Source organism: Salmonella sp. SAL04196, from assembly GCF_046550835.1.
Classification (GTDB): Bacteria; Pseudomonadota; Gammaproteobacteria; order Enterobacterales; family Enterobacteriaceae; genus Salmonella; species Salmonella enterica.
In genome coordinates this window covers 237,576-258,037 of sequence record NZ_JBGDXE010000002.1, presented here as the reverse complement: position 1 = coordinate 258,037, position 20,462 = coordinate 237,576, and the positions used below count along the sequence as shown (strand labels likewise).

Below are 20,462 nucleotides of genomic sequence, written 5' to 3'. Positions count from 1 at the left end.
TTAAAGTTTTGTCGACGCTGACGCGTCGAGCCTGAAACCAACTGCGGCCATCGCTAACGTGGTGTCGAGCATCCGGTTAGCAAAGCCCCATTCATTATCGCACCAGACCAGCGTCTTGATCAGGTGGGCGCCACTGACCCGGGTTTGCGTGCCATCAACAATGGCGCTGTGCGGGTCGTGGTTAAAATCTATCGAGACCAACGGTGATTCCGTATAGTCAACTATACCATGAAATGCACCTTGTGCTGCTTTTTGCAGCAACTGGTTGACTTCACTGGCTTTTACTGGTTTTTTCACCGTCACGCTTAAATCGATCGCCGTCACATTAATGGTTGGAACGCGCACGGCAATCGCCTCAAAACGATCGTTAAACTGCGGGAATATACGCGTAATACCTGCCGCCAGTTTCGTATCTACCGGGATAATCGACTGGCCGGCCGCGCGCGTGCGCCGTAGATCGGAGTGATACGCGTCGATCACCTGCTGATCGTTCATCGCGGAGTGGATCGTCGTGACGGTACCAGACTCGATGCCGTAAGCATCATCCAACAATTTAATGACGGGAATTATGCAATTCGTGGTACAGGACGCGTTTGAGACAATACGATGTTCCGCACGCAGTTGGTTCTGGTTCACGCCAAAAACGACGGTGGCGTCAAGATCGTTGCTGCCCGGATGAGAAAAGAGCACTTTCTTCGCGCCAGCGGCAATATGCGCCTCGCCATGCTCCCGGTTGCCATATACGCCCGTACAATCCAACACGATATCCACGCCCAGTTCGCGCCACGGCAGATCCGCCAGCGTTCGTTCATGCAGAATACGAATGACATCGTCGCCGACAAAAAGCTGCTCGCGCTCATGGCGAACCTCCCATGCAAAACGCCCGTGGCTGGTATCGTATTTCAACAAATGCGCCATGCCTGCGGCATCCGCCAGCTCGTTGATGGCCACCACGGTAATTTCCGCCCGACGTCCGGATTCATACAAAGCACGAACCACGTTACGCCCGATGCGACCAAAGCCATTAATCGCTATGCGTACGGTCATAGGTCTCCTGCAAGGCTATCCCGATTCAGATGAGGCTGACAGAGTAATGCAGCTCATCGTCGAGTAAAACCTCACCTGTCGCAAACTGCGACTGATTGGTTAATTGTCGAACATTTAATTAACTGAAACGCTTCAGCTAGAATAAGCGAAACGGGGAATAAAAGGAATGTTTGTCCAGTCGAAGAAGACAGTTATCTGACCTGCATCACATTTCATGGCCGCTTACGCTGCAATTTATTCCATATTTAAGAATCACCAGTACATCCGTCAGATCTTTTCATCGCCGCGTCACAAATACTGATTTATATCAGAAAGCGCTGCCGCCAGCGTCTATATTATCAGCGCCACGTCCGAGTCTCGGAGTCCTGTAACGATGACTGTATCTCACCACAATGCCTCTACAGCGCGCTTTTACGCGCTTCGTCTGCTTCCCGGCCAGGAAGTGTTTTCCCAATTACACGCCTTTGTGCAACAGAACCAATTACATGCCGCCTGGATTGCAGGGTGTACCGGCAGTCTGGCCGATGTTGCGCTGCGTTATGCCGGGCAAGAGGCGACCACATCGCTCACCGGCACGTTTGAAGTTATCTCGCTAAACGGCACGCTTGAATTGACCGGCGAGCATCTACATCTCGCGGTATCAGATCCCTACGGAGCCATGCTCGGCGGCCATATGATGCCAGGGTGTACCGTGCGTACCACGCTGGAACTGGTTATCGGCGAACTACCAGCGCTGACGTTCAGCCGTCAACCGTGCGCCATTTCCGGTTATGACGAACTGCATATTTCTTCCCGTTAATTGACGACTCTTTAAGAGGTACTTTATGACGCGTCGCCCGTTTTCCAGCCAGTCTCTGGTGCTGATTGTCATCGCTATTGCCATCAATATGATTGGCGGACAGCTTATTAGCATGTTGAAGCTGCCTATTTTTCTCGACTCGATCGGCACCTTAATTAGTGCGGTGCTGTTAGGGCCGTTCATCGGCATGTTGACTGGGCTTCTGACCAACTTGCTGTGGGGGCTTCTTACCGACCCTATCGCTGCCGCGTTTGCCCCGGTAGCGATGGTTATCGGTCTGGTCGCCGGGTGGCTGGCGCGCGCAGGCTGGTTTCGTACCCTGCCCAAAGTGGTCGTCAGCGGCGTCGTCATTACGTTAGCGGTGACGCTGGTCGCCGTACCGCTTCGTACCGCGCTTTTTGGCGGCGTTACCGGTAGCGGCGCTGATTTATTCGTCGCCTGGATGCATTCAATGGGCCAAAACCTGGTAGAGTCGGTCGCGATTACCGTCATAGGCGCTAATCTGGTCGATAAAATTCTGACGGCGATCACCGTTTGGGTGCTGCTGCGTCAGCTACCGTTACGTACGACACGGCATTTTCCTGCGATGTCAGCCGTACGCTAAATGCATCCGTTTACCTCGTTAACCTTATGGGCGCTGGCGGCCTGCACCACGCTGCTACTCCCTGCGCAAACCGTGCTCCCGGTTTATAGCGCGGCGGCCTTCCTCTGTCTGCTGGCGCTGAAATCAACGCGGCGGCGGGCGAAGTATGTCGCCTGGCTGATGCTGTCTTTAGGGTTTGGGCTATGGCTGGTACATGGCGGTTGGCTAACGGAATGGATAAGCGGGCAGCCTCGCGATCCGCAACGCTGGATATATGCCGTTACGCTATGGCTACGCCTGCTGGCGATCGTGTCGACGTCGCAGCTATGGATGCAGTATGTGCCGGTTCAGCGGTTTATTCGCGCCCTGTTCGCTTCACGTCTGCCCCCCGGCATCGCTTACCTGTTCGCTGGCCCGCTGCTGGTCGTCGAACAGCTCAAACGACAACTGACGATCGTTTATGAAGCCCAGCGCGCGCGCGGCGTACCTCTGGATGAAGGCTGGTATCAGCGGCTACGGGCGATGCCTGCGCTGATCGTGCCGCTTACGCAAAATGCGCTTAACGATCTGACAATACGCGGCGCGGCGTTGGATATGCGGGGGTTTCGGCTGCATCGAGCCCGAACCACGCTGTGGGCGCCGAAAGATAGCGTGTTACAACGGGTTGCGCGGTATGGCATGGTACTGCTAATACTGGCGGAAGCGGGAGTATGGATATGGTTACGTTAGAGCAGTTTCGTTATCTTCCGTCCGATGCGACACGCCCGCCGGCATGTTTTGATTTCCACTATTCAACACCCGGAATAGTGGCAATAGTCGGCGATAACGGCAGCGGAAAAAGTACGCTGGCGCAACTGATGGCTGGCTGGTATCCGGATTATCTTCCCGGCGATATTGACGGCACAGGCTTACTGCTTGGCGTCCCTATCGGGCGGCTCCCGCTGGTAGAACAGTCGCCCACCATCCAGTTGGTGCAGCAATCGCCATATTTACAGCTTTCCGGCTGTACCTTTAGCGTAGAGGAAGAGGTGGCGTTTGGCCCGGAGAATCTCGGCCTCCATGAAGCGGAAATTCTACGGCGCATTGACGAGGCGCTGACCCTGACAAACTGCCAGTCGTTACGCCATCGCCATCCCGGCACGCTCTCCGGCGGCGAAACGCAGCGGGTAGTGATTGCCAGCGCGCTTGCCATGCAGCCCAGGCTATTAGTTCTTGATGAAGCCTTCAGTCGGCTGACGTCAGCGGCCACCGGGGCGCTGCTGGAACGGTTACAACAGTGGGCGCTGGAACGTCATTCTCTCATTGTGCTTTTTGAGCGTAATCATTTTCCTTTTCTGACGCGATGCCAGCGGGTATGGCAATTGCGTGACGGAGCGCTAACCCCATTATGTTGACGTTAAATCAGGTCGCTTATCGCTGGCCGAATGCCGCAGCTGACTGTCTGCATGCTATCTCGCTTGAACTTCAGGACGGCGAATGGCTGGCGTTGACCGGCGATAACGGCGCGGGAAAATCAACGCTGTTACGGATTATGTCCGGCCTGCTTTCCCCCACTTCCGGCTCGGTAACGCTTAATGGAGAGCCGATTTCGCAGCTTAAAAATCGTCAACGCGCCGCCGCTATCGGCGTACTCTTTCAGGAAGCGGAAAACCAGATTTTCCACAGCAATGTCGCGCAAGAGGTCGCTTTTGGGCTGAAACTACAACGCTTATCGGCGGAGGAAATTTCACGGCGCACGCAGGCCGCGCTGCGGTTATGTCAGCTAACGGACGTCGCCGAGGCGCACCCGCTCGATCTGCACGCCGCGCAGCGCCGGATGGTGGCGGTCGCCAGTCTGGAGGCGATGGCGCCGCCTGTGCTATTGCTGGATGAACCCAGCCGGGATTTTGACGCCCACTGGCTAACCGTATTTGAACACTGGCTGGCGACATGCCGGGCACGGGGAACCAGCGTCGTGGCGATTAGCCATGACGCTGCGTTTACCCGGCGTCATTTTTCACGGGTGGTACGGCTGCATAATGGCGCGATAACGCCGCGTAACATCATTAAGGACACGCCATCCGATATTCGCCCGTAGAGGTCATTTCCAGCATGAGATCGGCTGGCAGGCTACTTTCCAGCACCCGGCGCACATTTGGGCCGTCGGTGCGTTCATAAAAGGTTTCCGCCTCCGCCTGTGATAATCCTCCCGCCAGTTTACGTCCAATCAACCGGGCGCGTAAGGTTTCCGCCGGGGCGCGAATAAATAATGAGAAATCGCAAAACTCCGCTAACGCGCGCCATCTGTCGTCATCCCGCAGGAGCCAGTTTCCTTCCACAATCACGATCGGCGCCGTGACCATAACAGCGTGTTCCACCGGGTCGTGCCACTGTCGGTCGTACTGCGGCCAGGTCGCTTCGCCAGCCCGCACCAGACGCAGATTTTCCGCCAGCTTATCAACGTCAAAGGTTTCCGGCGCGCCTTTACAGGCACGTAAATGATGCGCCTCCAGCCAGCGGTTATAGTAATGAAAGCCATCCATGGGAAGCGTTTGAATTTCCGGCAGGCCAGCATCCTGACGAGAGAGATATTCCCAGAAGGTGGTCAGCGTGGATTTGCCTGTGCCGGGCGGCGCGCTAAGAAAAACGATGGTACGGCGCTCAGGTTTAGCGGCATGTATTTTAGCCAGTTGTTGCAGTAAGGGCTTGTGAACCTTCTCTATTTCATCATCATGATAATGTGCTTCAACGTGCAGCCCATTAACCGTTAATGCGATTTCCACGGCGTTAATTCCTTTAAAATTGTCGTTACCGCCAGCGCCATCGCCGTTTTGACCATACCGGTAAAGCGCACCTCAGACCACGCGGCGAAGTCGGCAAACTTCATCGACTCCAGCGCGCCATATAAGGGCGCATTACGGGTAATACAGTTAACGTTACTGATGAAGTCCCAGGTAATGTCGTCGGCAAAACCGGGAATCGCGTCCTGTTCATGCAGGTACTGATAAAACTGAGAAAAATGGGTGATGTCAGCGTAGAGCCATTTATCCATTTTCCCCAGCGCATAAATCAGACGTAATGCAACGTCGATATCGTCAAGCGGCCCGCTTTGGGCGAGTAACGGCTTCACTGCATATTCCACAATTTCTTCATCATTATCGACAAACAGCGACGGCAGAAAGCGCTTAATGCCCTGGAGCAAAATGTTATGTGCCGTCGTCATAAACGAAAGTAAATTATTTTGAGCATCCAGTTGCTCAAGCACATCGTCTTCTGTCAGCGTCGTCATTTGTGTCCCGATATACTCATCGTCTTTCAAGCTACAGGTGGGCGTGGACTTGCCACCGTCCTTCATCCTGAAAAGCCCAGAGTATATACCCTAAATAATTCGAGTTGCAGACAAGCGGCAAGAGAGAGAACCACCAGGAGCTTACATAAGTAAGTGACTGGTGTGAACGCGCGTCGCCAACGTACTTGCAACGTGAAGAATGACGGGGATAAGTCACCATGAATGCAGAGAGTCTATAATATTACACGTTCGATCTGCGCTACCAATCAGTAAAGTTTGCGTGCGCACACCGTTCGCAACCCGTTGGATCCCGTTAACCAGATCGCCGCCCGTAACGCCCGTCGCGCTAAAGAGAATGTCGTTACCGGCAGCCAGTTCGTCAAGGGAGTAGACGCGGTTAACCGCAACGCCCATTTCTTCGCAGCGTTGACGCTCCTGTTGCGCCACCAGGCGGTTGTCAGCGTTGTCCCCTTTCGCTTCACAAAAGTCGAGCAGCTCCGCCTGCATATCACCGCCCAGCGCTTTTACCGCACAGGCGGAAATTACGCCTTCAGGCGCGCCGCCAATGGTATACATCAGATCATAAGGGTTATCCTGCAAACAGGTCAGGACGCTGGCCGCTACATCACCATCGGGGAGAGCGAATACCTTAACCCCAAGTTGCGTCGCCTGTGTAATGGCCGGTTTCAGCCGCGGTTTATCTAACGTGACCATACGCAGATCCTCCAGCGGCTTATTTAGCGCCCTGGCGACATTTCGCAGATTATCGGTTAACGATAACGCCAGATTGATCACGCCTTTCGCCTGCCGATTTACAACCAGCTTTTTCATATACATATCGGGCGCATGTAACAAGCTGCCCCGGGGCGCAAACGCCATGACGGCCAGCGCATTACTTTGTCCCATGGCGACCATTCGGGTGCCTTCTATAGGATCGACGGCGATATCCACCTCCGGCCCCTCGCCGTTACCCACCTCCTCGCCAATCCATAACATGGGCGCATGATCGATCTCCCCCTCGCCGATGACGATCCGCCCACGGATGGCGATATCATTCAATGCCTGTCGCATCGCGGTAACAGCCAGCCCATCAATTCTGTTCTTATCGCCGCATCCCGTTTGCGGCCAGGCAGCCAGTGCTGCCTGCTCCGTAATGCGAAATAGCGGCCATGCCAGAGACATCATGCCGCCTCCCCGATATCCACGCCAAATTGCGCCAGCAGGTATCTTTCCGCTTTTTCGTTCCAGATGCCGTGCGTCTCTTCAACCAGACGCGCCAGCTTCCTGAACAACGGATCCGTTTTTCCTTTTTCGGCGAAATCAGTAATCGCCGTCAGCGGCATGGTGACGCCGTTATAGATAAGCTTCTTACCGCCGGGAATATCCGGCAGGTTGAGTACGGTGTCCGGTACTGCATCCAGCCCACCAATATGCGTCACCATGAATGAAGGCTGAAGCTGTCCTGTTGCGCTTAACGTAATAGCCTCTTTCATATCCTCCGTGGAGCCGCCGGATGTCCCTACGACATGGGTACTGTTGTAATGCACATTGTAGAAATTAAACGGTACCTTGAACTGGCTATCTGTCGGCCCGGCAAAGAAATTCAGGCAACCGTCTTCGGCGAGAAGATCGTCAGCCATTTCAACGACGGACGGAACGGCGGCATAAACAAAGACATCATCAAATCCTGCGCCATCGGTTAATGTCCGAAGTTGCGCAGCAGGATCAGCCATGCCCGCGGTATTCACATAGATAAGCTCAATGCCCTTCTCAGCGGCCTGTTTGACCGGCAGCAGTTTTTTAGCCTGCGCCAGGCGGGCTTCATCGATATCGACCACCACAACTCGCGCCGGCTGGATCCCGCCGTTAATGGCATAATCAATCGCGCCAATGCCCATCGGTCCGGCACAGGCCAGGAGCGCGATATTACCGCCGGGTTTGACTCCCATCCGATGTTCATAAACATAAGGTGTTGTATGGTAATTGGCGTTATAAGCGCCAATAATGCAGCACATCGGTTCCGCCAGCGATGCCGCGGCAAAATATGAGCCGTGATACGGTAAAACACAGCCCAAATTAATCGCTACTTCCGGGATTATCATGTACGTGGCGTTACCGCCAAAATATTCGTAACTGTAGCCAGCAGAATAACCGCTCGGCAGGCCCATCGCCGGTTGTAAAACAAAACGCTGTCCTTTTTTATATTTATCAGTCAGATTTTTTCCTACTTCGACGATAATTCCAGCACATTCATGCCCCGTAATGACTGGATGATTTTCCAGATCATCTGGCACTCGTTTATGTTCACTGCCTAATAAAGCGGCTTTCCAGGTAGAGAGACATACGCTGTCGGAAATTACGCTTACGAGCAGTTCATTCTCCGTAATGTCGGGTAATTCAAACTCACGGATACGGACATCCCGCTTGCCATATATAGCAGCTACTTTCGTTTTCATATTTACTCCAGAAACCTGAAATATTAATTCGATGTCAAATGGTTAAATAAATCATCAAGGCACGGATCGCCAATATAGTTTTTAATAAGTATTAAGGGCTTATCGCTGACTCGCTTAACCCGTCCTTCAAGGCTGGCGTGGGTAACGATAATATCGGCATCATCCGGTACATTTTCGATAGCGTAATGTTTAACGTCGATAGTCAGGCCCGCCTTTTCCAGACGTCGGCGGAACGTTGTGGCGCCCATTGCGCTGGAGCCCATCCCCGCATCGCAGACAAAGGCGATACGTTTCACGTCGCGATATGAAAATTTGCCTTCTTGCTTCATGGCTTTCACCGCTTTAGCGGAATCACTAAAAGTATCTTCGCTGTCGGCTTCGCTACTTTTTTCCATTTTCAAAATGAAAGCGGTGATAATAAAGGTCACTGCCGTTCCCGCCGTTACGCCAGCAATCGTAGCAAGGAAAGAACCTTTCGGCGTCAGCGCCAGGTAAGCGAAAATTGACCCCGGGCTTGGCCCTGCAACCAGGCCGCCATCCAGCAGGTTAAACACCCATGTTCCGCTCATCCCGCCGGCAATCATGGCGATGAGTGTTAATGGCTTCATCAGCACATAGGGGAAATAGAGCTCATGAATCCCCCCGAGGAAATGGATAATCATGGCGCCAGGCGCAGATTTCTTTGCCATTCCTTTGCCGAATAGCGTAAAGGCAAGCAGCAAACCTAAGCCAGGCCCCGGGTTAGAGGCCACCATAAAGAAAATGGACTTTCCGGTTTCCGACGCCTGTTGCATTCCCAACGGATAATAAACGCCCTGATCGATGGCATTGTTCAAAAAGAGGATTTTTGCCGGTTCATTGATTAAAGACAGCAGCGGCAGATAGCCCGCATGTACCAATGATTCAATACACTCCTTCACAAAGTTATTGGCAATAAGTACCGCCGGACCAATCACTTCAAAACCCAGCAGGCACAAAATCATCCCGGCGATACCCAGCGAGAAGTTATTAATCACCATCTCAAAACCGGCGGGAATCCGCTTCTCCAGCAACCGATCAATATATTTAATGACCAGACCGCCGAGAGGCCCCATAATCATTGAGCCAAGAAACATGGGGATATCAGCGCCGATGATAACGCCAATGGTGCCAATTCCCCCCATCACGGCGCCACGCTTTCCACCGACCAGATGTCCACCGGTAGAACCAATCATTACCGGCAGTAAATAGGTAATCATCGGGCCGACAATTTTGGCGAAATGCTCGTTTGGCATCCACCCGGTTGGAATAAATAATGCAGTGATAAAACCCCAGGCAATAAAAGCGCCGATATTGGGAATGACCATCGCGGTCAAAAATCCCCCAAAAGCCTGGACCTTTGCACGAGCAGACTTGTGTTCCATATTAATATCCTGTAAAGGAGAGAATAATTATGCGCGAGCTATAATATCCGCCAGCTCTTTTTCTGATTTCGCAGCTAATAACGCCGCTAAAACATCCTCTTCACATAATAGTTCGCTTAACGCCTGGATAGCGCCAATATGTGAATCTGAATCTGCTGCTGACAGGCCGATTAATAATTTTATGCCGTCATCCTCGTCGGTAAACTGCACATCCTGCCTGAGCAATGTTAATGACATCCCGGTTTTTAACGCGCCGCATTCGGGGCGAGCATGAGGCATCGCGACACCAGGTGCCAGAATATAGTAAGGACCATTACTGATTGTTGAATCTTTGATAGCCTGAATATAATTTTCATTTATATAACGATTAGCCAAAAGAGATGACATGGAAAAATCAACAGCTTCCTGCCAATTTTGTGCCAATGGCCTTATTGTAATAGATGCTTCAGGAAAATAATCTATTAACCGCATAAACTATCCTTATTTTATTTTTAGGGTACAACTTGTCGTTAAAAATAAAATACGCGGGCGGCAAAATGAAATCAATCCAGGCGAAAAAGCGAGCGCTTAAAATGACATGATTATAATTTATCTATAAAACAACCTGTTATAATTATAAAAATAAAAAGCAAGCTTCATTTTGTGATGTTAATTGCAAATTCAATAAATAATAAAATATCAAAATTGTGATAAAAATCACAAATAAAGCATTGTTAGCGATAAAATAAATGTATCTAAAAAAATGGGTCGCCGAAGCGACCCGTTTCATGCCGTATTAAGGATTACAGCAGCGCTTTCGCTTTGGCGATCACGTTGTCCACCGTGAAGCCAAACTCTTCAAACAGCAGCTCTGCCGGAGCAGACTCACCGAAGGTGGTCATCCCGACAATAGCGCCGTTCAGGCCGACGTATTTGAACCAGTAGTCAGCGATACCCGCTTCAATCGCCACACGCGCAGAGACCGCCTTCGGCAGCACGGATTCACGGTAAGCCGCATCCTGTTTGTCGAACGCGTCGGTGGACGGCATGGAAACCACGCGCGCCTTCACGCCTTCGGCAGTCAGTTTTTCGTAAGCGGCAACCGCCAGCTCAACTTCTGAACCGGTCGCAATGAAGATAATCTGCGGCTGGCCCGCACAATCTTTCAGTACGTAACCACCGCGGGCGATATTCGCCAGTTGCTCTTCAGTACGTTCCTGCTGCGCCAGGTTCTGACGGGAGAGGATCAGCGCGGTTGGGCCATCCTGGCGCTCTACGCCATATTTCCACGCCACCGCGGATTCCACCTGGTCGCACGGACGCCATGTGGACATGTTCGGCGTTACGCGCAGGCTTGCCACCTGCTCGACCGGCTGGTGCGTCGGGCCATCTTCGCCCAGACCGATGGAGTCGTGGGTGTACACCATCACCTGACGCTGTTTCATCAACGCTGCCATACGCACTGCGTTACGGGCATATTCGACGAACATCAGGAAGGTGGAGGTGTACGGCAGGAAACCGCCGTGCAGGGCGATACCGTTGGCGATAGCGGTCATACCGAATTCACGCACACCGTAGTGAATGTAGTTACCCGCTGCGTCTTCGTTGATAGCCTTAGAACCGGACCACAGGGTCAGGTTAGAGGGCGCCAGGTCTGCAGAGCCGCCGAGGAATTCCGGCAACAGCGGACCGAAGGCTTCGATGGCATTCTGGGACGCTTTGCGGCTGGCGATTTTCGCCGGGTTAGCCTGCAGTTTAGCGATGAATTCATTCGCTTTCGCATCGAAGTCAGCCGGCATGTCGCCTTTCATACGACGGGTGAATTCAGCAGCTTCCTGCGGGAAGGCTTTCTCATAAGCCGCGAATTTCTCGTTCCATGCGGATTCTTTCGCCTGGCCGGCTTCTTTCGCATCCCACTGGGCGTAGATTTCAGACGGGATTTCGAACGGCGCGTATTTCCAGCCCAACTGTTCGCGGGTCAGCGCGATTTCCGCGTCGCCCAGCGGCGCGCCGTGGGAATCGTGGGTACCCTGTTTGTTCGGCGAACCGAAACCGATGATGGTTTTGCACATCAGCAGGGACGGTTTGTCAGTCACGGCGCGAGCTTCTTCCGTGGCGCGTTTAATGGCGTCGGCATCGTGACCGTCAATGCCACGGATAACGTGCCAGCCGTAGGCTTCAAAACGTTTCGCGGTGTCATCGGTGAACCAGCCTTCAACGTGACCGTCGATAGAGATACCGTTGTCATCATAGAACGCGATCAGTTTGCCCAGTTTCAGAGTACCAGCCAGAGAGCACACTTCGTGAGAAATGCCTTCCATCATGCAGCCGTCGCCCATAAAGACGTAGGTGAAGTGGTCAACGATGTCGTGGCCAGGACGGTTAAACTGCGCCGCCAGAGTTTTCTCGGCAATCGCCATCCCGACGGCGTTGGCAATACCCTGACCCAGCGGGCCAGTAGTGGTTTCAACACCAGCGGTGTAGCCCACTTCCGGATGACCAGGGGTTTTTGAATGTAGCTGACGGAAATTCTGCAGTTCGGACATCGGCAGGTCATAGCCGGTGAGGTGCAGCAGACTGTAAATCAGCATTGAGCCGTGGCCATTGGACAGCACAAAGCGGTCGCGGTCGGCCCAGGACGGGTTGGTCGGGTTGTGGTTCAGGAAATCACGCCACAGGACTTCGGCAATGTCAGCCATACCCATCGGGGCACCCGGGTGACCGGATTTGGCTTTCTGTACTGCGTCCATGCTCAGCGCACGAATAGCATTGGCAAGCTCTTTACGTGAGGACATTTTGACTCCAGATCGGATGTTGAAAGGCCATGCCCGTAACGACTTGACGACAGCGCGTTTTGGGCTACGCCGGAAAATTTGCCAACAATTTACCCCAAGCCGCGCGTCATGTACATGGAACATCCTTTTACCGCTTCAGAAATCTCCGGATCGTGCTCGCATGTTGCGCAATTAGCTAACTTGCCTGCCATGCTTTTCTTTATACTTAACCCAGGCGCTAATTCATCTGCAACGGGCGCATTTCAAAATAATATTAATTCGTATGGAAGAGAAAAATGAAAATTCGCGCTTTACTGCTTGCTTTGGGCATGGCGGCGGTGCTGACCGGTTGCCAGAATATGGACTCTAATGGACTGCTTTCTTCGGGCGCTGAAGCTTTTCAGGCCTATACGTTAAGCGATGCGCAGGTAAAAGCGTTGAGCGATCAATCCTGTCAAGAGCTCGACAGCAAAGCGAAAATCGCGCCGGCGAGCAGCGAATACACTAAACGACTGGCAAAAATTGCCGCCGCGCTGGGGGATAACATTAACGGCCAGCCGGTGAACTATAAGGTTTACGAGACGAAAGACGTCAACGCGTTTGCCATGGCGAACGGTTGTATCCGCGTCTACAGCGGACTGATGGATATGATGACCGACAACGAAGTTGAAGCCGTGATCGGCCATGAAATGGGCCATGTCGCGCTGGGTCATGTAAAGAAAGGGATGCAGGTCGCGCTGGGCACTAACGCCGTGCGCGTCGCGGCGGCATCGGCAGGAGGAGTTGTCGGCAGCCTGTCGCAATCACAGCTTGGCGATCTTGGCGAAAAACTGGTGAACTCGCAGTTCTCTCAGCGTCAGGAGTCCGAAGCGGATGATTATTCTTACGACCTGTTGCGCAAACGCGGTATCAGTCCGGCAGGACTCGCTACCAGCTTTGAGAAACTGGCAAAACTGGAAGCGGGTCGTCAAAGCTCAATGTTCGACGATCACCCGGCGTCCGCCGCACGCGCACAGCATGTGCGCGATCGTATGAGCGCGGACGGGATCAAATAACCCCCGAACAGTGCCGGATGGCGGCGTGAACGCCTTATCTGGCCTACAAGCATCAATCAGCTGTAGGCCGGATAAGCGCAGTGCCATCCGGCAAAACAACTTACTCGCCCTTCTTCGCCGCCTGGATATAGAGCATTTCTAATGCCAGCGTCGCGGCCGCCAGAGCGGTGATCTCTGACTGATCGTAAGCCGGCGCGACTTCCACTACATCCATACCGACAATGTTCAGATCTTTCAGACCGCGTACCAGTTTAATGGCGCGATCGGAGGTCAAACCGCCGATCACCGGCGTACCGGTGCCAGGCGCAAACGCCGGGTCCAAACAGTCGATATCAAAGGTCAGATAGACCGGCATATCGCCGACGATCTGTTTCACCTGAGCGAGAATATCATCCACGCCGCGATCGTTGACCTGGCAGGCATCCAGCACGGTAAAGCCATTGTCTTTGTCAAACTCAGTGCGAATACCGATCTGTACCGAATGATGCGGATCGATCAGGCCTTCTTTCGGCGCGGTGTAGAACATCGTGCCGTGATCGAATTCGCAGCCGTTAGCGTAGGTATCGGTATGCGCGTCAAAATGTACCAGCGCCATTTTGCCAAAATGTTTCGCGTGGGCGCGCAGCAGCGGCAGCGTGACGAAGTGGTCGCCGCCGAAAGAGAGCATACGCTTGCCTGCAGACAGCAGTTTTTCAGCGTGCGCCTGTAATTTTTCGCTCATTTCACGGGCATCGCCAAACGCATACACTAAATCGCCGCAGTCTACGACGTTCAGGCGCTCGCGCATGTCAAAATTCCACGGGAAACGGTGATGTTCCCAGGCGAGGTTGGTCGACACCTGACGGATCGCCGCCGGGCCATGACGACCGCCAGCGCGACCGGACGTTGCCATATCAAACGGTACGCCAGTGATCACCCAGTCGGCATCGCTGTCATACGGCTGGAAGTTCATTGGCAGACGTAAAAAACCAAACGCATTAGAAACCAGTGAGTTATCGTACTGATGACCTAAGGTGCTCATGTCCTGACCTCTTTTAGAGTCGTTGCATTAAAACAGATGAAAAAAATCCCCTCCGCGTCGTTAAACCCGACGAGGAAGGGATTGATTTGTAAATCGCTATTGCGGCGAATTATCGCCGTTAATTCATACGGGTTCAAGTGAGTATAGCATTCTGCCGGGTGGTGGCTTTACCTTATCCAGCCTGCATTCGTAGGCCCGGTAAGCGCAGCGCCACCGGGCATCAACGGCTACTCATCTTCAAGATAAGTATAACCGTACAGTCCCGCTTCAAATTCCTCAAGGAACTGCTGCTGCAACGCATCGTCCAGATCCGTCTGTTTTACCTGGTCGCGGAAATGCGTTAACAGCGTTTTCGGATCCAGTTGCACATATTGCAGCATATCCGCAACGGTATCGCCTTCGTCCGACAGCTCAACCTCGACGCTACCATCCGGGAAAACAAACACATCAACCGCTTCAGTATCGCCAAACAGGTTGTGCATGTTACCGAGGATCTCCTGATAGGCGCCGACCATAAAGAAGCCGAGCATCGGCGGATTCTCTGGATCGTATTCCGGCATCGGCATCGTCGTGGCGATACCGTCGCCATCGATATAGTGGTCAATAGCGCCATCGGAATCACAGGTTATATCCAGCAGCACGGCACGACGTTCCGGTACCTGATCTAACCCTTCCAGCGGCAGTACAGGGAAGAGCTGATCGATTCCCCACGCGTCCGGCATTGACTGGAACAGCGAGAAGTTGACGTACATTTTGTCCGCCATCCGCTCTTGCAGTTCGTCGATAATCGGACGATGCGCACGGTTTTGCGGGTCCAGTTGCTTCTGCACTTCATGGCACATGCTGAGATAAAGTTGCTCCGCCCAGGCGCGCTCCTGCAAACTAAACGCGCCGGAAGAGTAGCCGATATGAATATCGTGCAGATCCATTTGGCTATCATGCAGCCATTCACGCAGCGAGCGGCGAGTGCCTGGCTTATGCATCTCCTGCCAGGTTTCCCAGAGATTTTGCAGCGCGCGCGGCGCATCTTCAGCAGGGGCAGTCGGATCCGTGTATTCGTTACGCTCCACGCCGATAATGTTAGAGACCAGTACCGTATGGTGCGCAGTGACGGCGCGGCCAGACTCGGTAATCACCGTCGGATGCGGTAAACCATGCTCTTCGCAGGCATCGCCAATCGCCCAGATGATGTTATTGGCATATTCGTTCAGGCCATAGTTCACCGAACAGTCGGACTGCGAGCGGGTACCTTCATAATCCACGCCCAGACCGCCGCCCACGTCGAAGCACTGGATATTAACGCCCAGCTTATGCAGCTCAACATAGAAACGCGCGGACTCGCGCACGCCGGTCGCGATATCGCGAATGTTCGCCATCTGCGATCCCAGGTGGAAGTGCAACAATTGCAGACTGTCCAGACGCCCGGCGTCACGCAGGGTCTCCACCAGTTGCAGCACCTGGGTCGCCGCCAGGCCGAATTTTGATTTTTCGCCGCCGGAGGATTGCCACTTACCGGACCCCTGAGAAGCCAGACGCGCACGCACGCCCAGGCGAGGAACCACGTTCAGGCGCTCGGCCTCTTCCAGCACAATCGCGATTTCAGACATCTTTTCGATGACCAGATAAACCTTATGGCCCATCTTCTCGCCAATCAGCGCCAGCCGAATGTATTCACGGTCTTTATAACCATTACAGACGATCACGCTACGGGTCATGCCGGCATGCGCCAGCACCGCCATCAATTCCGCTTTCGACCCCGCTTCCAGCCCCAACGGTTCACCGGAATGGATAAGGGACTCGATCACGCGGCGATGCTGATTGACCTTAATCGGGTAAACGAGGAAGTAGTCGCCGTTATAACCGTAAGATTCACGCGCACGCTTAAACGCCGCGTTAATTGAACGCAAACGGTGTTGCAGGATCTGCGGGAAGCAAAACAGCGCCGGCAGACGCTGACCTTGCGCTTCGCGCGCTTTCACCAGTTTGGCAAGATCGACACGCGCTTCCGGTACGTCGGGATCGGGGCATACGCTAATATGGCCCAGCTCGTTGACGTCGTAGTAGTTATTGCCCCACCAGGCAATATTGTAAGTGCGCAGCATCTTGCTGGCTTCCTGGGAGCTCATTGCAACCTCCTGCATGGAGCGTAGTACACCCTGTTCGCCTGCTGACGAAGGCGAACCCATAGACATGTCGTCAGACATAGCGAACCTCAATTTTTATTAGCAAGTGTAAAACAGTTGACCACTATCGCAATCCGAAGACGCGATAACAACCCATAGACAAGCGGATTTTCCAGCAGATAGCGCTGATGCTCCGCCTGCGCGACCGGTTTCTTTTTCATATCATTGTAAACACGTAACCGAACTCACAGATAACGGTTCGGCGAAACCACGAGAAAACTCTTGCGTTAACAAGAGCGCCCTTGTTCAGTCTTCAGCGCCATTGCCAGCTCTGGAATCCTGAGAAGCGCCGAGATGGGTATAACATCGGCAGGTATGCAAAGCAGAGATGCAGATTGCGGGGGACATGCGCGCACCAGAACGATGCGACAAATTCAGCAGAATACAACGGTTCATTATCTCGTATCACCTCCACGGCCGCCTCGTAAGACGAACCCACAAGCCAAAGCAACGTTTTAACCCGGCTGGAAGTGGCGACACGAAGAAAACGTCGTGTGCTTTTGTATGAGCCGCGCGTCGCGTTTTATACCCAGAACGCAGAAAAAAAGCAAAGCATAAATGCGCATAATGTCAGCATTATCAGAAACGTTTACCGCCTGATTTTGACCGACATTGCGACGGCCTTCAAAAAAAGCTGGAAATTGGGCGAAGAAGTGACCTAAAATAGCCGTCCAGATGTTAATCCATCCATACTGATTAACACTCAGACTGCCAGTGTCAGTGACCTTCAGACTCATGGTAGAATCTTCTGTCATGACTATTCCGCACAACAGTTTGAGCTAACTAAATTCTCCTTAGGTGAAATTAAATATGGCAAAACACCTTTTTACGTCTGAGTCCGTATCAGAAGGGCATCCTGACAAAATCGCAGACCAAATCTCTGATGCCGTGTTGGATGCTATCCTGCAACAGGATCCGAAAGCACGCGTCGCCTGTGAAACCTACGTTAAAACCGGCATGGTTTTAGTTGGCGGTGAGATCACCACCAGCGCCTGGGTCGATATCGAAGAGATCACCCGTAATACGGTGCGCGAAATTGGCTATGTGCATTCCGACATGGGCTTTGACGCCAACTCTTGCGCAGTACTGAGCGCAATTGGCAAACAGTCTCCGGATATCAACCAGGGCGTTGACCGCGCAGACCCGCTGGAACAAGGCGCGGGCGACCAGGGCCTGATGTTTGGCTACGCGACAAATGAAACCGACGTACTGATGCCTGCGCCAATCACCTACGCGCACCGTCTGGTACAGCGTCAGGCTGAAGTGCGTAAAAATGGCACCCTGCCATGGTTGCGTCCGGATGCAAAAAGCCAGGTCACTTTCCAGTATGACGACGGCAAAATCGTCGGTATCGACGCCGTGGTTCTCTCTACGCAGCACGCAGAAGATATCGACCAAAAATCGCTGCAAGAAGCGGTGATGGAAGAGATCATCAAACCCATTCTGCCGTCTGAATGGTTAAATACGTCCACTAAGTTTTTTATCAACCCAACCGGTCGTTTCGTTATCGGCGGCCCGATGGGCGATTGTGGTCTGACCGGTCGTAAGATCATCGTTGATACATACGGCGGTATGGCGCGTCACGGCGGCGGCGCCTTCTCCGGTAAAGATCCGTCTAAAGTTGACCGTTCTGCAGCTTACGCTGCGCGTTATGTCGCGAAAAACATCGTGGCGGCAGGTCTGGCGGATCGCTGTGAAATCCAGGTCTCCTACGCTATCGGCGTAGCGGAGCCGACGTCCATCATGGTGGAAACGTTCGGTACTGAAAAAGTGCCTGCTGAACAGTTGATTCTGCTGGTACGCGAATTCTTTGACCTGCGCCCGTACGGCTTGATTCAGATGCTGGATCTGCTGCACCCGATCTACAAAGAAACTGCGGCTTACGGCCACTTCGGTCGCGAAAACTTCCCATGGGAAAAAACCGACAAAGCGCAACTGCTGCGCGACGCTGCCGGTCTGAAATAATCGCCCGCGCCTGACGCTGTTTGTCAGTCAGGTAAACCATACTGTACTTATCAAGGCCAGCGCCCTGCTGGCCTTTATCATTACTGATACACGCAACGTTATCAGATATTCCAGTGTGTATTTATACTGACCTTTTTGTGATGCGCAGCACAATCCACTCTCCCCTTTCGTTTCTTCGACTACACTTTTTATCATTCAGTTTCAGTCATCATGAAAGCGGTTACATTCATTTTCATTAAGAACTGACCACATCACTATCGGTATGCTAATTCTGCGATGAAAATATTACATAATTTTTCAACTTTGTCTGAATACCAGGCGATTGATATGGTTATAAGATTATTAAAACTATTATTTTTCAGATAATTAAATAATCACCGAGATAAATAGTAGTGTAAACGATTACACCATTGTGATTAGCCTCACATCTTTTTACGGCGTACTCACCTACTCTTAACATCGATAAAATTGCTAACCCAACCGGAGGGCATAATGCCTGACAATAAAAAACAAGGGCGTTCCAACAAGGCCATGACATTTTTTGTCTGCTTTCTTGCAGCCCTGGCAGGATTACTTTTTGGCCTGGATATCGGCGTTATCGCCGGTGCTTTACCCTTCATTACCGACGAGTTTCAGATTACCGCACACACTCAGGAATGGGTGGTCAGCTCCATGATGTTTGGCGCGGCCGTCGGCGCTGTCGGCAGCGGCTGGCTCTCCTTTAAGCTGGGTCGTAAAAAAAGCCTGATGATCGGCGCTATCCTGTTCGTCGCCGGTTCGCTGTTCTCCGCTGCGGCGCCTAACGTTGAAGTCCTGATTATTTCTCGCGTGCTGCTGGGTCTGGCCGTCGGCGTCGCTTCCTACACCGCACCGTTGTACCTGTCCGAGATCGCGCCGGAAAAAATTCGCGGCAGTATGATCTCAATGTACCAACTCATGATCACCATCGGGATTCTGGGCGCTTATCTGTCCGATACCGCGTTCAGCTACAGCGGCGCATGGCGCTGGATGCTCGGCGTGATCATCATCCCGGCCATTCTGCTGCTGATCGGCGTCTTCTTCCTGCCGGACAGCCCGCGCTGGTTTGCGGCAAAACGCCGCTTCCATGATGCTGAACGCGTCCTGTTGCGCCTGCGTGACACCAGTGCGGAAGCAAAACGTGAGCTCGATGAAATTCGCGAAAGTTTGCAGGTTAAACAGAGCGGTTGGGCGCTGTTCAAAGAGAACAGCAACTTCCGCCGCGCCGTGTTTCTTGGCATTTTGTTGCAGGTCATGCAGCAATTTACCGGGATGAACGTCATCATGTATTACGCGCCGAAAATCTTCGAACTGGCGGGGTACACGAATACCACGGAGCAGATGTGGGGCACCGTTATTGTTGGTCTGACTAACGTGCTGGCAACCTTCATCGCTATCGGCCTGGTTGACCGCTGGGGCCGCAAGCCGACCCTGACGCTGGGCTTCCTGGTCATGGCGATTGGTATGGGGATTCTGGGTACGATGATGCACATCGGCATCCATTCGCCGTCTGCGCAATACTTCGCTATCGCTATGCTGCTGATGTTCATCATTGGATTTGCGATGAGCGCTGGTCCGCTGATTTGGGTACTGTGCTCCGAAATCCAACCGCTGAAAGGCCGCGATTTCGGCATCACCTGCTCCACCGCGACCAACTGGATCGCCAATATGATCGTCGGCGCAACGTTCCTGACCATGCTGAACAATCTGGGTAACGCCAACACCTTCTGGGTCTACGCTGGCCTGAACGTGCTGTTTATCCTGCTGACCCTGTGGCTGGTGCCGGAAACCAAACACGTTTCGCTGGAACACATTGAACGTAACCTGATGAAAGGTCGTAAACTGCGCGAAATCGGCGCCCACGACTAATCCCTCCACGCTTCCTCCTGCCACAGGGGGAAGCGTTTTTCT

General features: G+C 53.0%; 21 protein-coding genes. 8 read left to right on the top strand and 13 right to left on the bottom strand.

All coding sequences use genetic code 11. The annotated features are described in order from the left end of the window. Nucleotides 1–1,047 (bottom strand): erythrose-4-phosphate dehydrogenase, encoded by a 1,047-nt coding sequence (epd, locus tag ACLJPE_RS10785; protein ID WP_001630718.1) that lies wholly within the window; start codon nt 1,045–1,047, stop codon nt 1–3. Between the two features lie 373 nt (nt 1,048–1,420). Here epd and ACLJPE_RS10780 point away from each other — a divergent pair, with 373 nt between their 5' ends. Genes ACLJPE_RS10780 through ACLJPE_RS10760 form a run of 5 tightly spaced genes read left to right on the top strand, consistent with a single transcriptional unit; the run spans nt 1,421 to nt 4,506 of the window. Beyond that, nucleotides 1,421–1,846, top strand: coding sequence for a PPC domain-containing DNA-binding protein (locus tag ACLJPE_RS10780; protein ID WP_000218562.1), 426 nt, complete (start codon nt 1,421–1,423; stop codon nt 1,844–1,846). Between the two features lie 25 nt (nt 1,847–1,871). Further along, nucleotides 1,872–2,450: an ECF transporter S component gene (locus tag ACLJPE_RS10775; protein ID WP_023233412.1), complete on the top strand. Its 579-nt coding sequence runs from the start codon at nt 1,872–1,874 to the stop codon at nt 2,448–2,450. Further along, nucleotides 2,451–3,158 carry an energy-coupling factor transporter transmembrane component T gene (locus ACLJPE_RS10770; protein ID WP_000553266.1) on the top strand — a complete coding sequence of 236 codons (708 nt, stop codon included), beginning with the start codon at nt 2,451–2,453 and terminating at the stop codon, nt 3,156–3,158. After that, nucleotides 3,146–3,823 carry an ABC transporter ATP-binding protein gene (locus ACLJPE_RS10765; RefSeq protein ID WP_001530229.1) on the top strand — a complete coding sequence of 226 codons (678 nt, stop codon included), beginning with the start codon at nt 3,146–3,148 and terminating at the stop codon, nt 3,821–3,823. The genes ACLJPE_RS10770 and ACLJPE_RS10765 overlap by 13 nt, the downstream gene beginning before the upstream one ends. After that, on the top strand, nt 3,817–4,506 hold the full coding sequence (locus ACLJPE_RS10760; RefSeq protein ID WP_000956933.1) for an energy-coupling factor ABC transporter ATP-binding protein: 690 nt from the start codon (nt 3,817–3,819) through the stop codon (nt 4,504–4,506). The genes ACLJPE_RS10765 and ACLJPE_RS10760 overlap by 7 nt, the downstream gene beginning before the upstream one ends. Here ACLJPE_RS10760 and ACLJPE_RS10755 read toward each other — a convergent pair. From ACLJPE_RS10755 to tkt, 7 genes are all read right to left on the bottom strand, one after another. After that, nucleotides 4,475–5,191: a nucleoside/nucleotide kinase family protein gene (locus tag ACLJPE_RS10755; protein WP_000401540.1), complete on the bottom strand. Its 717-nt coding sequence runs from the start codon at nt 5,189–5,191 to the stop codon at nt 4,475–4,477. The two genes, ACLJPE_RS10760 and ACLJPE_RS10755, sit on opposite strands and share 32 nt — an antisense overlap. Continuing rightward, nucleotides 5,176–5,697 (bottom strand): MltR family transcriptional regulator, encoded by a 522-nt coding sequence (locus ACLJPE_RS10750; protein ID WP_001530277.1) that lies wholly within the window; start codon nt 5,695–5,697, stop codon nt 5,176–5,178. The genes ACLJPE_RS10755 and ACLJPE_RS10750 overlap by 16 nt, the downstream gene beginning before the upstream one ends. Before the next feature lie 213 nt (nt 5,698–5,910). Next, nucleotides 5,911–6,882 (bottom strand): class II fructose-bisphosphatase, encoded by a 972-nt coding sequence (gene glpX, locus ACLJPE_RS10745; protein ID WP_001519647.1) that lies wholly within the window; start codon nt 6,880–6,882, stop codon nt 5,911–5,913. Further along, the gene (locus ACLJPE_RS10740) at nt 6,879–8,153 is read right to left on the bottom strand and encodes a zinc-binding dehydrogenase (RefSeq protein WP_039512844.1); all 1,275 of its coding nucleotides are present in this window, start codon (nt 8,151–8,153) and stop codon (nt 6,879–6,881) included. Before ACLJPE_RS10740 ends, glpX begins: the two co-directional genes overlap by 4 nt. A 23-nt stretch (nt 8,154–8,176) precedes the next feature. After that, nucleotides 8,177–9,556, bottom strand: coding sequence for a PTS mannitol transporter subunit IICB (locus tag ACLJPE_RS10735; protein ID WP_000400411.1), 1,380 nt, complete (start codon nt 9,554–9,556; stop codon nt 8,177–8,179). A gap of 27 nt (nt 9,557–9,583) precedes the next feature. Further along, on the bottom strand, nt 9,584–10,027 hold the full coding sequence (cmtB, locus tag ACLJPE_RS10730) for a PTS mannitol transporter subunit IIA (RefSeq protein ID WP_001518319.1): 444 nt from the start codon (nt 10,025–10,027) through the stop codon (nt 9,584–9,586). A 311-nt stretch (nt 10,028–10,338) separates the two neighbouring features. Continuing rightward, a complete protein-coding gene (gene tkt, locus ACLJPE_RS10725) occupies nt 10,339–12,330 on the bottom strand; it encodes a transketolase (protein ID WP_000098648.1) in 1,992 nt (663 codons plus the stop codon). 275 nt (nt 12,331–12,605) lie between these two features. On the opposite strand from tkt, the gene ACLJPE_RS10720 reads away from it, so the two are divergent. Next, complete coding sequence (locus ACLJPE_RS10720; RefSeq protein WP_023233413.1) at nt 12,606–13,364, top strand: M48 family metallopeptidase; 759 nt, start codon at nt 12,606–12,608, stop codon at nt 13,362–13,364. 100 nt (nt 13,365–13,464) lie between these two features. Here the strand turns inward: ACLJPE_RS10720 and speB are convergent, their stop codons facing one another. The 5 genes from speB to ACLJPE_RS10695 all read right to left on the bottom strand — a co-directional run bounded on the left by speB (nt 13,465) and on the right by ACLJPE_RS10695 (nt 17,323). Further along, nucleotides 13,465–14,385, bottom strand: coding sequence for an agmatinase (gene speB / locus ACLJPE_RS10715; protein WP_000105550.1), 921 nt, complete (start codon nt 14,383–14,385; stop codon nt 13,465–13,467). A gap of 227 nt (nt 14,386–14,612) precedes the next feature. Further along, the gene (speA, locus tag ACLJPE_RS10710; RefSeq protein WP_001278580.1) at nt 14,613–16,589 is read right to left on the bottom strand and encodes a biosynthetic arginine decarboxylase; all 1,977 of its coding nucleotides are present in this window, start codon (nt 16,587–16,589) and stop codon (nt 14,613–14,615) included. Between the two features lie 8 nt (nt 16,590–16,597). Next, complete coding sequence (yqgB, locus tag ACLJPE_RS10705; protein ID WP_000729109.1) at nt 16,598–16,729, bottom strand: acid stress response protein YqgB; 132 nt, start codon at nt 16,727–16,729, stop codon at nt 16,598–16,600. Between the two features lie 85 nt (nt 16,730–16,814). Beyond that, nucleotides 16,815–16,964, bottom strand: a complete 150-nt coding sequence (locus ACLJPE_RS10700) for a hypothetical protein (protein WP_001751809.1) — start codon at nt 16,962–16,964, stop codon at nt 16,815–16,817. A 59-nt stretch (nt 16,965–17,023) separates the two neighbouring features. Then, nucleotides 17,024–17,323, bottom strand: coding sequence for a hypothetical protein (locus ACLJPE_RS10695; protein ID WP_001543499.1), 300 nt, complete (start codon nt 17,321–17,323; stop codon nt 17,024–17,026). Nucleotides 17,324–17,378: 55 nt separating this feature from the next. Between ACLJPE_RS10695 and metK the strand changes: the two genes are divergently transcribed. Both metK and galP read left to right on the top strand, forming a co-directional pair. Then, nucleotides 17,379–18,533: a methionine adenosyltransferase gene (gene metK / locus ACLJPE_RS10690; protein WP_001062140.1), complete on the top strand. Its 1,155-nt coding sequence runs from the start codon at nt 17,379–17,381 to the stop codon at nt 18,531–18,533. Nucleotides 18,534–19,025: 492 nt separating this feature from the next. Next, on the top strand, nt 19,026–20,420 hold the full coding sequence (gene galP, locus ACLJPE_RS10685; protein ID WP_001113171.1) for a galactose/proton symporter: 1,395 nt from the start codon (nt 19,026–19,028) through the stop codon (nt 20,418–20,420). Nucleotides 20,421–20,462 lie beyond the last annotated feature (42 nt).

What these genes read in the sequence shown, in the direction of transcription:
- epd (WP_001630718.1), bottom strand. Translation starts at nt 1,047, where the DNA reads ATGACCGTACGCATAGCGATTAATGGCTTTGGTCGCATCGGGCGTAAC.
- ACLJPE_RS10780 (WP_000218562.1), top strand. Translation starts at nt 1,421, where the DNA reads ATGACTGTATCTCACCACAATGCCTCTACAGCGCGCTTTTACGCGCTT.
- ACLJPE_RS10775 (WP_023233412.1), top strand. Translation starts at nt 1,872, where the DNA reads ATGACGCGTCGCCCGTTTTCCAGCCAGTCTCTGGTGCTGATTGTCATC.
- ACLJPE_RS10770 (WP_000553266.1), top strand. Translation starts at nt 2,451, where the DNA reads ATGCATCCGTTTACCTCGTTAACCTTATGGGCGCTGGCGGCCTGCACC.
- ACLJPE_RS10765 (WP_001530229.1), top strand. Translation starts at nt 3,146, where the DNA reads ATGGTTACGTTAGAGCAGTTTCGTTATCTTCCGTCCGATGCGACACGC.
- ACLJPE_RS10760 (WP_000956933.1), top strand. Translation starts at nt 3,817, where the DNA reads ATGTTGACGTTAAATCAGGTCGCTTATCGCTGGCCGAATGCCGCAGCT.
- ACLJPE_RS10750 (WP_001530277.1), bottom strand. Translation starts at nt 5,697, where the DNA reads ATGACGACGCTGACAGAAGACGATGTGCTTGAGCAACTGGATGCTCAA.
- glpX (WP_001519647.1), bottom strand. Translation starts at nt 6,882, where the DNA reads ATGATGTCTCTGGCATGGCCGCTATTTCGCATTACGGAGCAGGCAGCA.
- ACLJPE_RS10740 (WP_039512844.1), bottom strand. Translation starts at nt 8,153, where the DNA reads ATGAAAACGAAAGTAGCTGCTATATATGGCAAGCGGGATGTCCGTATC.
- ACLJPE_RS10735 (WP_000400411.1), bottom strand. Translation starts at nt 9,556, where the DNA reads ATGGAACACAAGTCTGCTCGTGCAAAGGTCCAGGCTTTTGGGGGATTT.
- cmtB (WP_001518319.1), bottom strand. Translation starts at nt 10,027, where the DNA reads ATGCGGTTAATAGATTATTTTCCTGAAGCATCTATTACAATAAGGCCA.
- tkt (WP_000098648.1), bottom strand. Translation starts at nt 12,330, where the DNA reads ATGTCCTCACGTAAAGAGCTTGCCAATGCTATTCGTGCGCTGAGCATG.
- ACLJPE_RS10720 (WP_023233413.1), top strand. Translation starts at nt 12,606, where the DNA reads ATGAAAATTCGCGCTTTACTGCTTGCTTTGGGCATGGCGGCGGTGCTG.
- speB (WP_000105550.1), bottom strand. Translation starts at nt 14,385, where the DNA reads ATGAGCACCTTAGGTCATCAGTACGATAACTCACTGGTTTCTAATGCG.
- speA (WP_001278580.1), bottom strand. Translation starts at nt 16,589, where the DNA reads ATGTCTGACGACATGTCTATGGGTTCGCCTTCGTCAGCAGGCGAACAG.
- yqgB (WP_000729109.1), bottom strand. Translation starts at nt 16,729, where the DNA reads ATGAAAAAGAAACCGGTCGCGCAGGCGGAGCATCAGCGCTATCTGCTG.
- ACLJPE_RS10700 (WP_001751809.1), bottom strand. Translation starts at nt 16,964, where the DNA reads ATGAACCGTTGTATTCTGCTGAATTTGTCGCATCGTTCTGGTGCGCGC.
- ACLJPE_RS10695 (WP_001543499.1), bottom strand. Translation starts at nt 17,323, where the DNA reads ATGACAGAAGATTCTACCATGAGTCTGAAGGTCACTGACACTGGCAGT.
- metK (WP_001062140.1), top strand. Translation starts at nt 17,379, where the DNA reads ATGGCAAAACACCTTTTTACGTCTGAGTCCGTATCAGAAGGGCATCCT.
- galP (WP_001113171.1), top strand. Translation starts at nt 19,026, where the DNA reads ATGCCTGACAATAAAAAACAAGGGCGTTCCAACAAGGCCATGACATTT.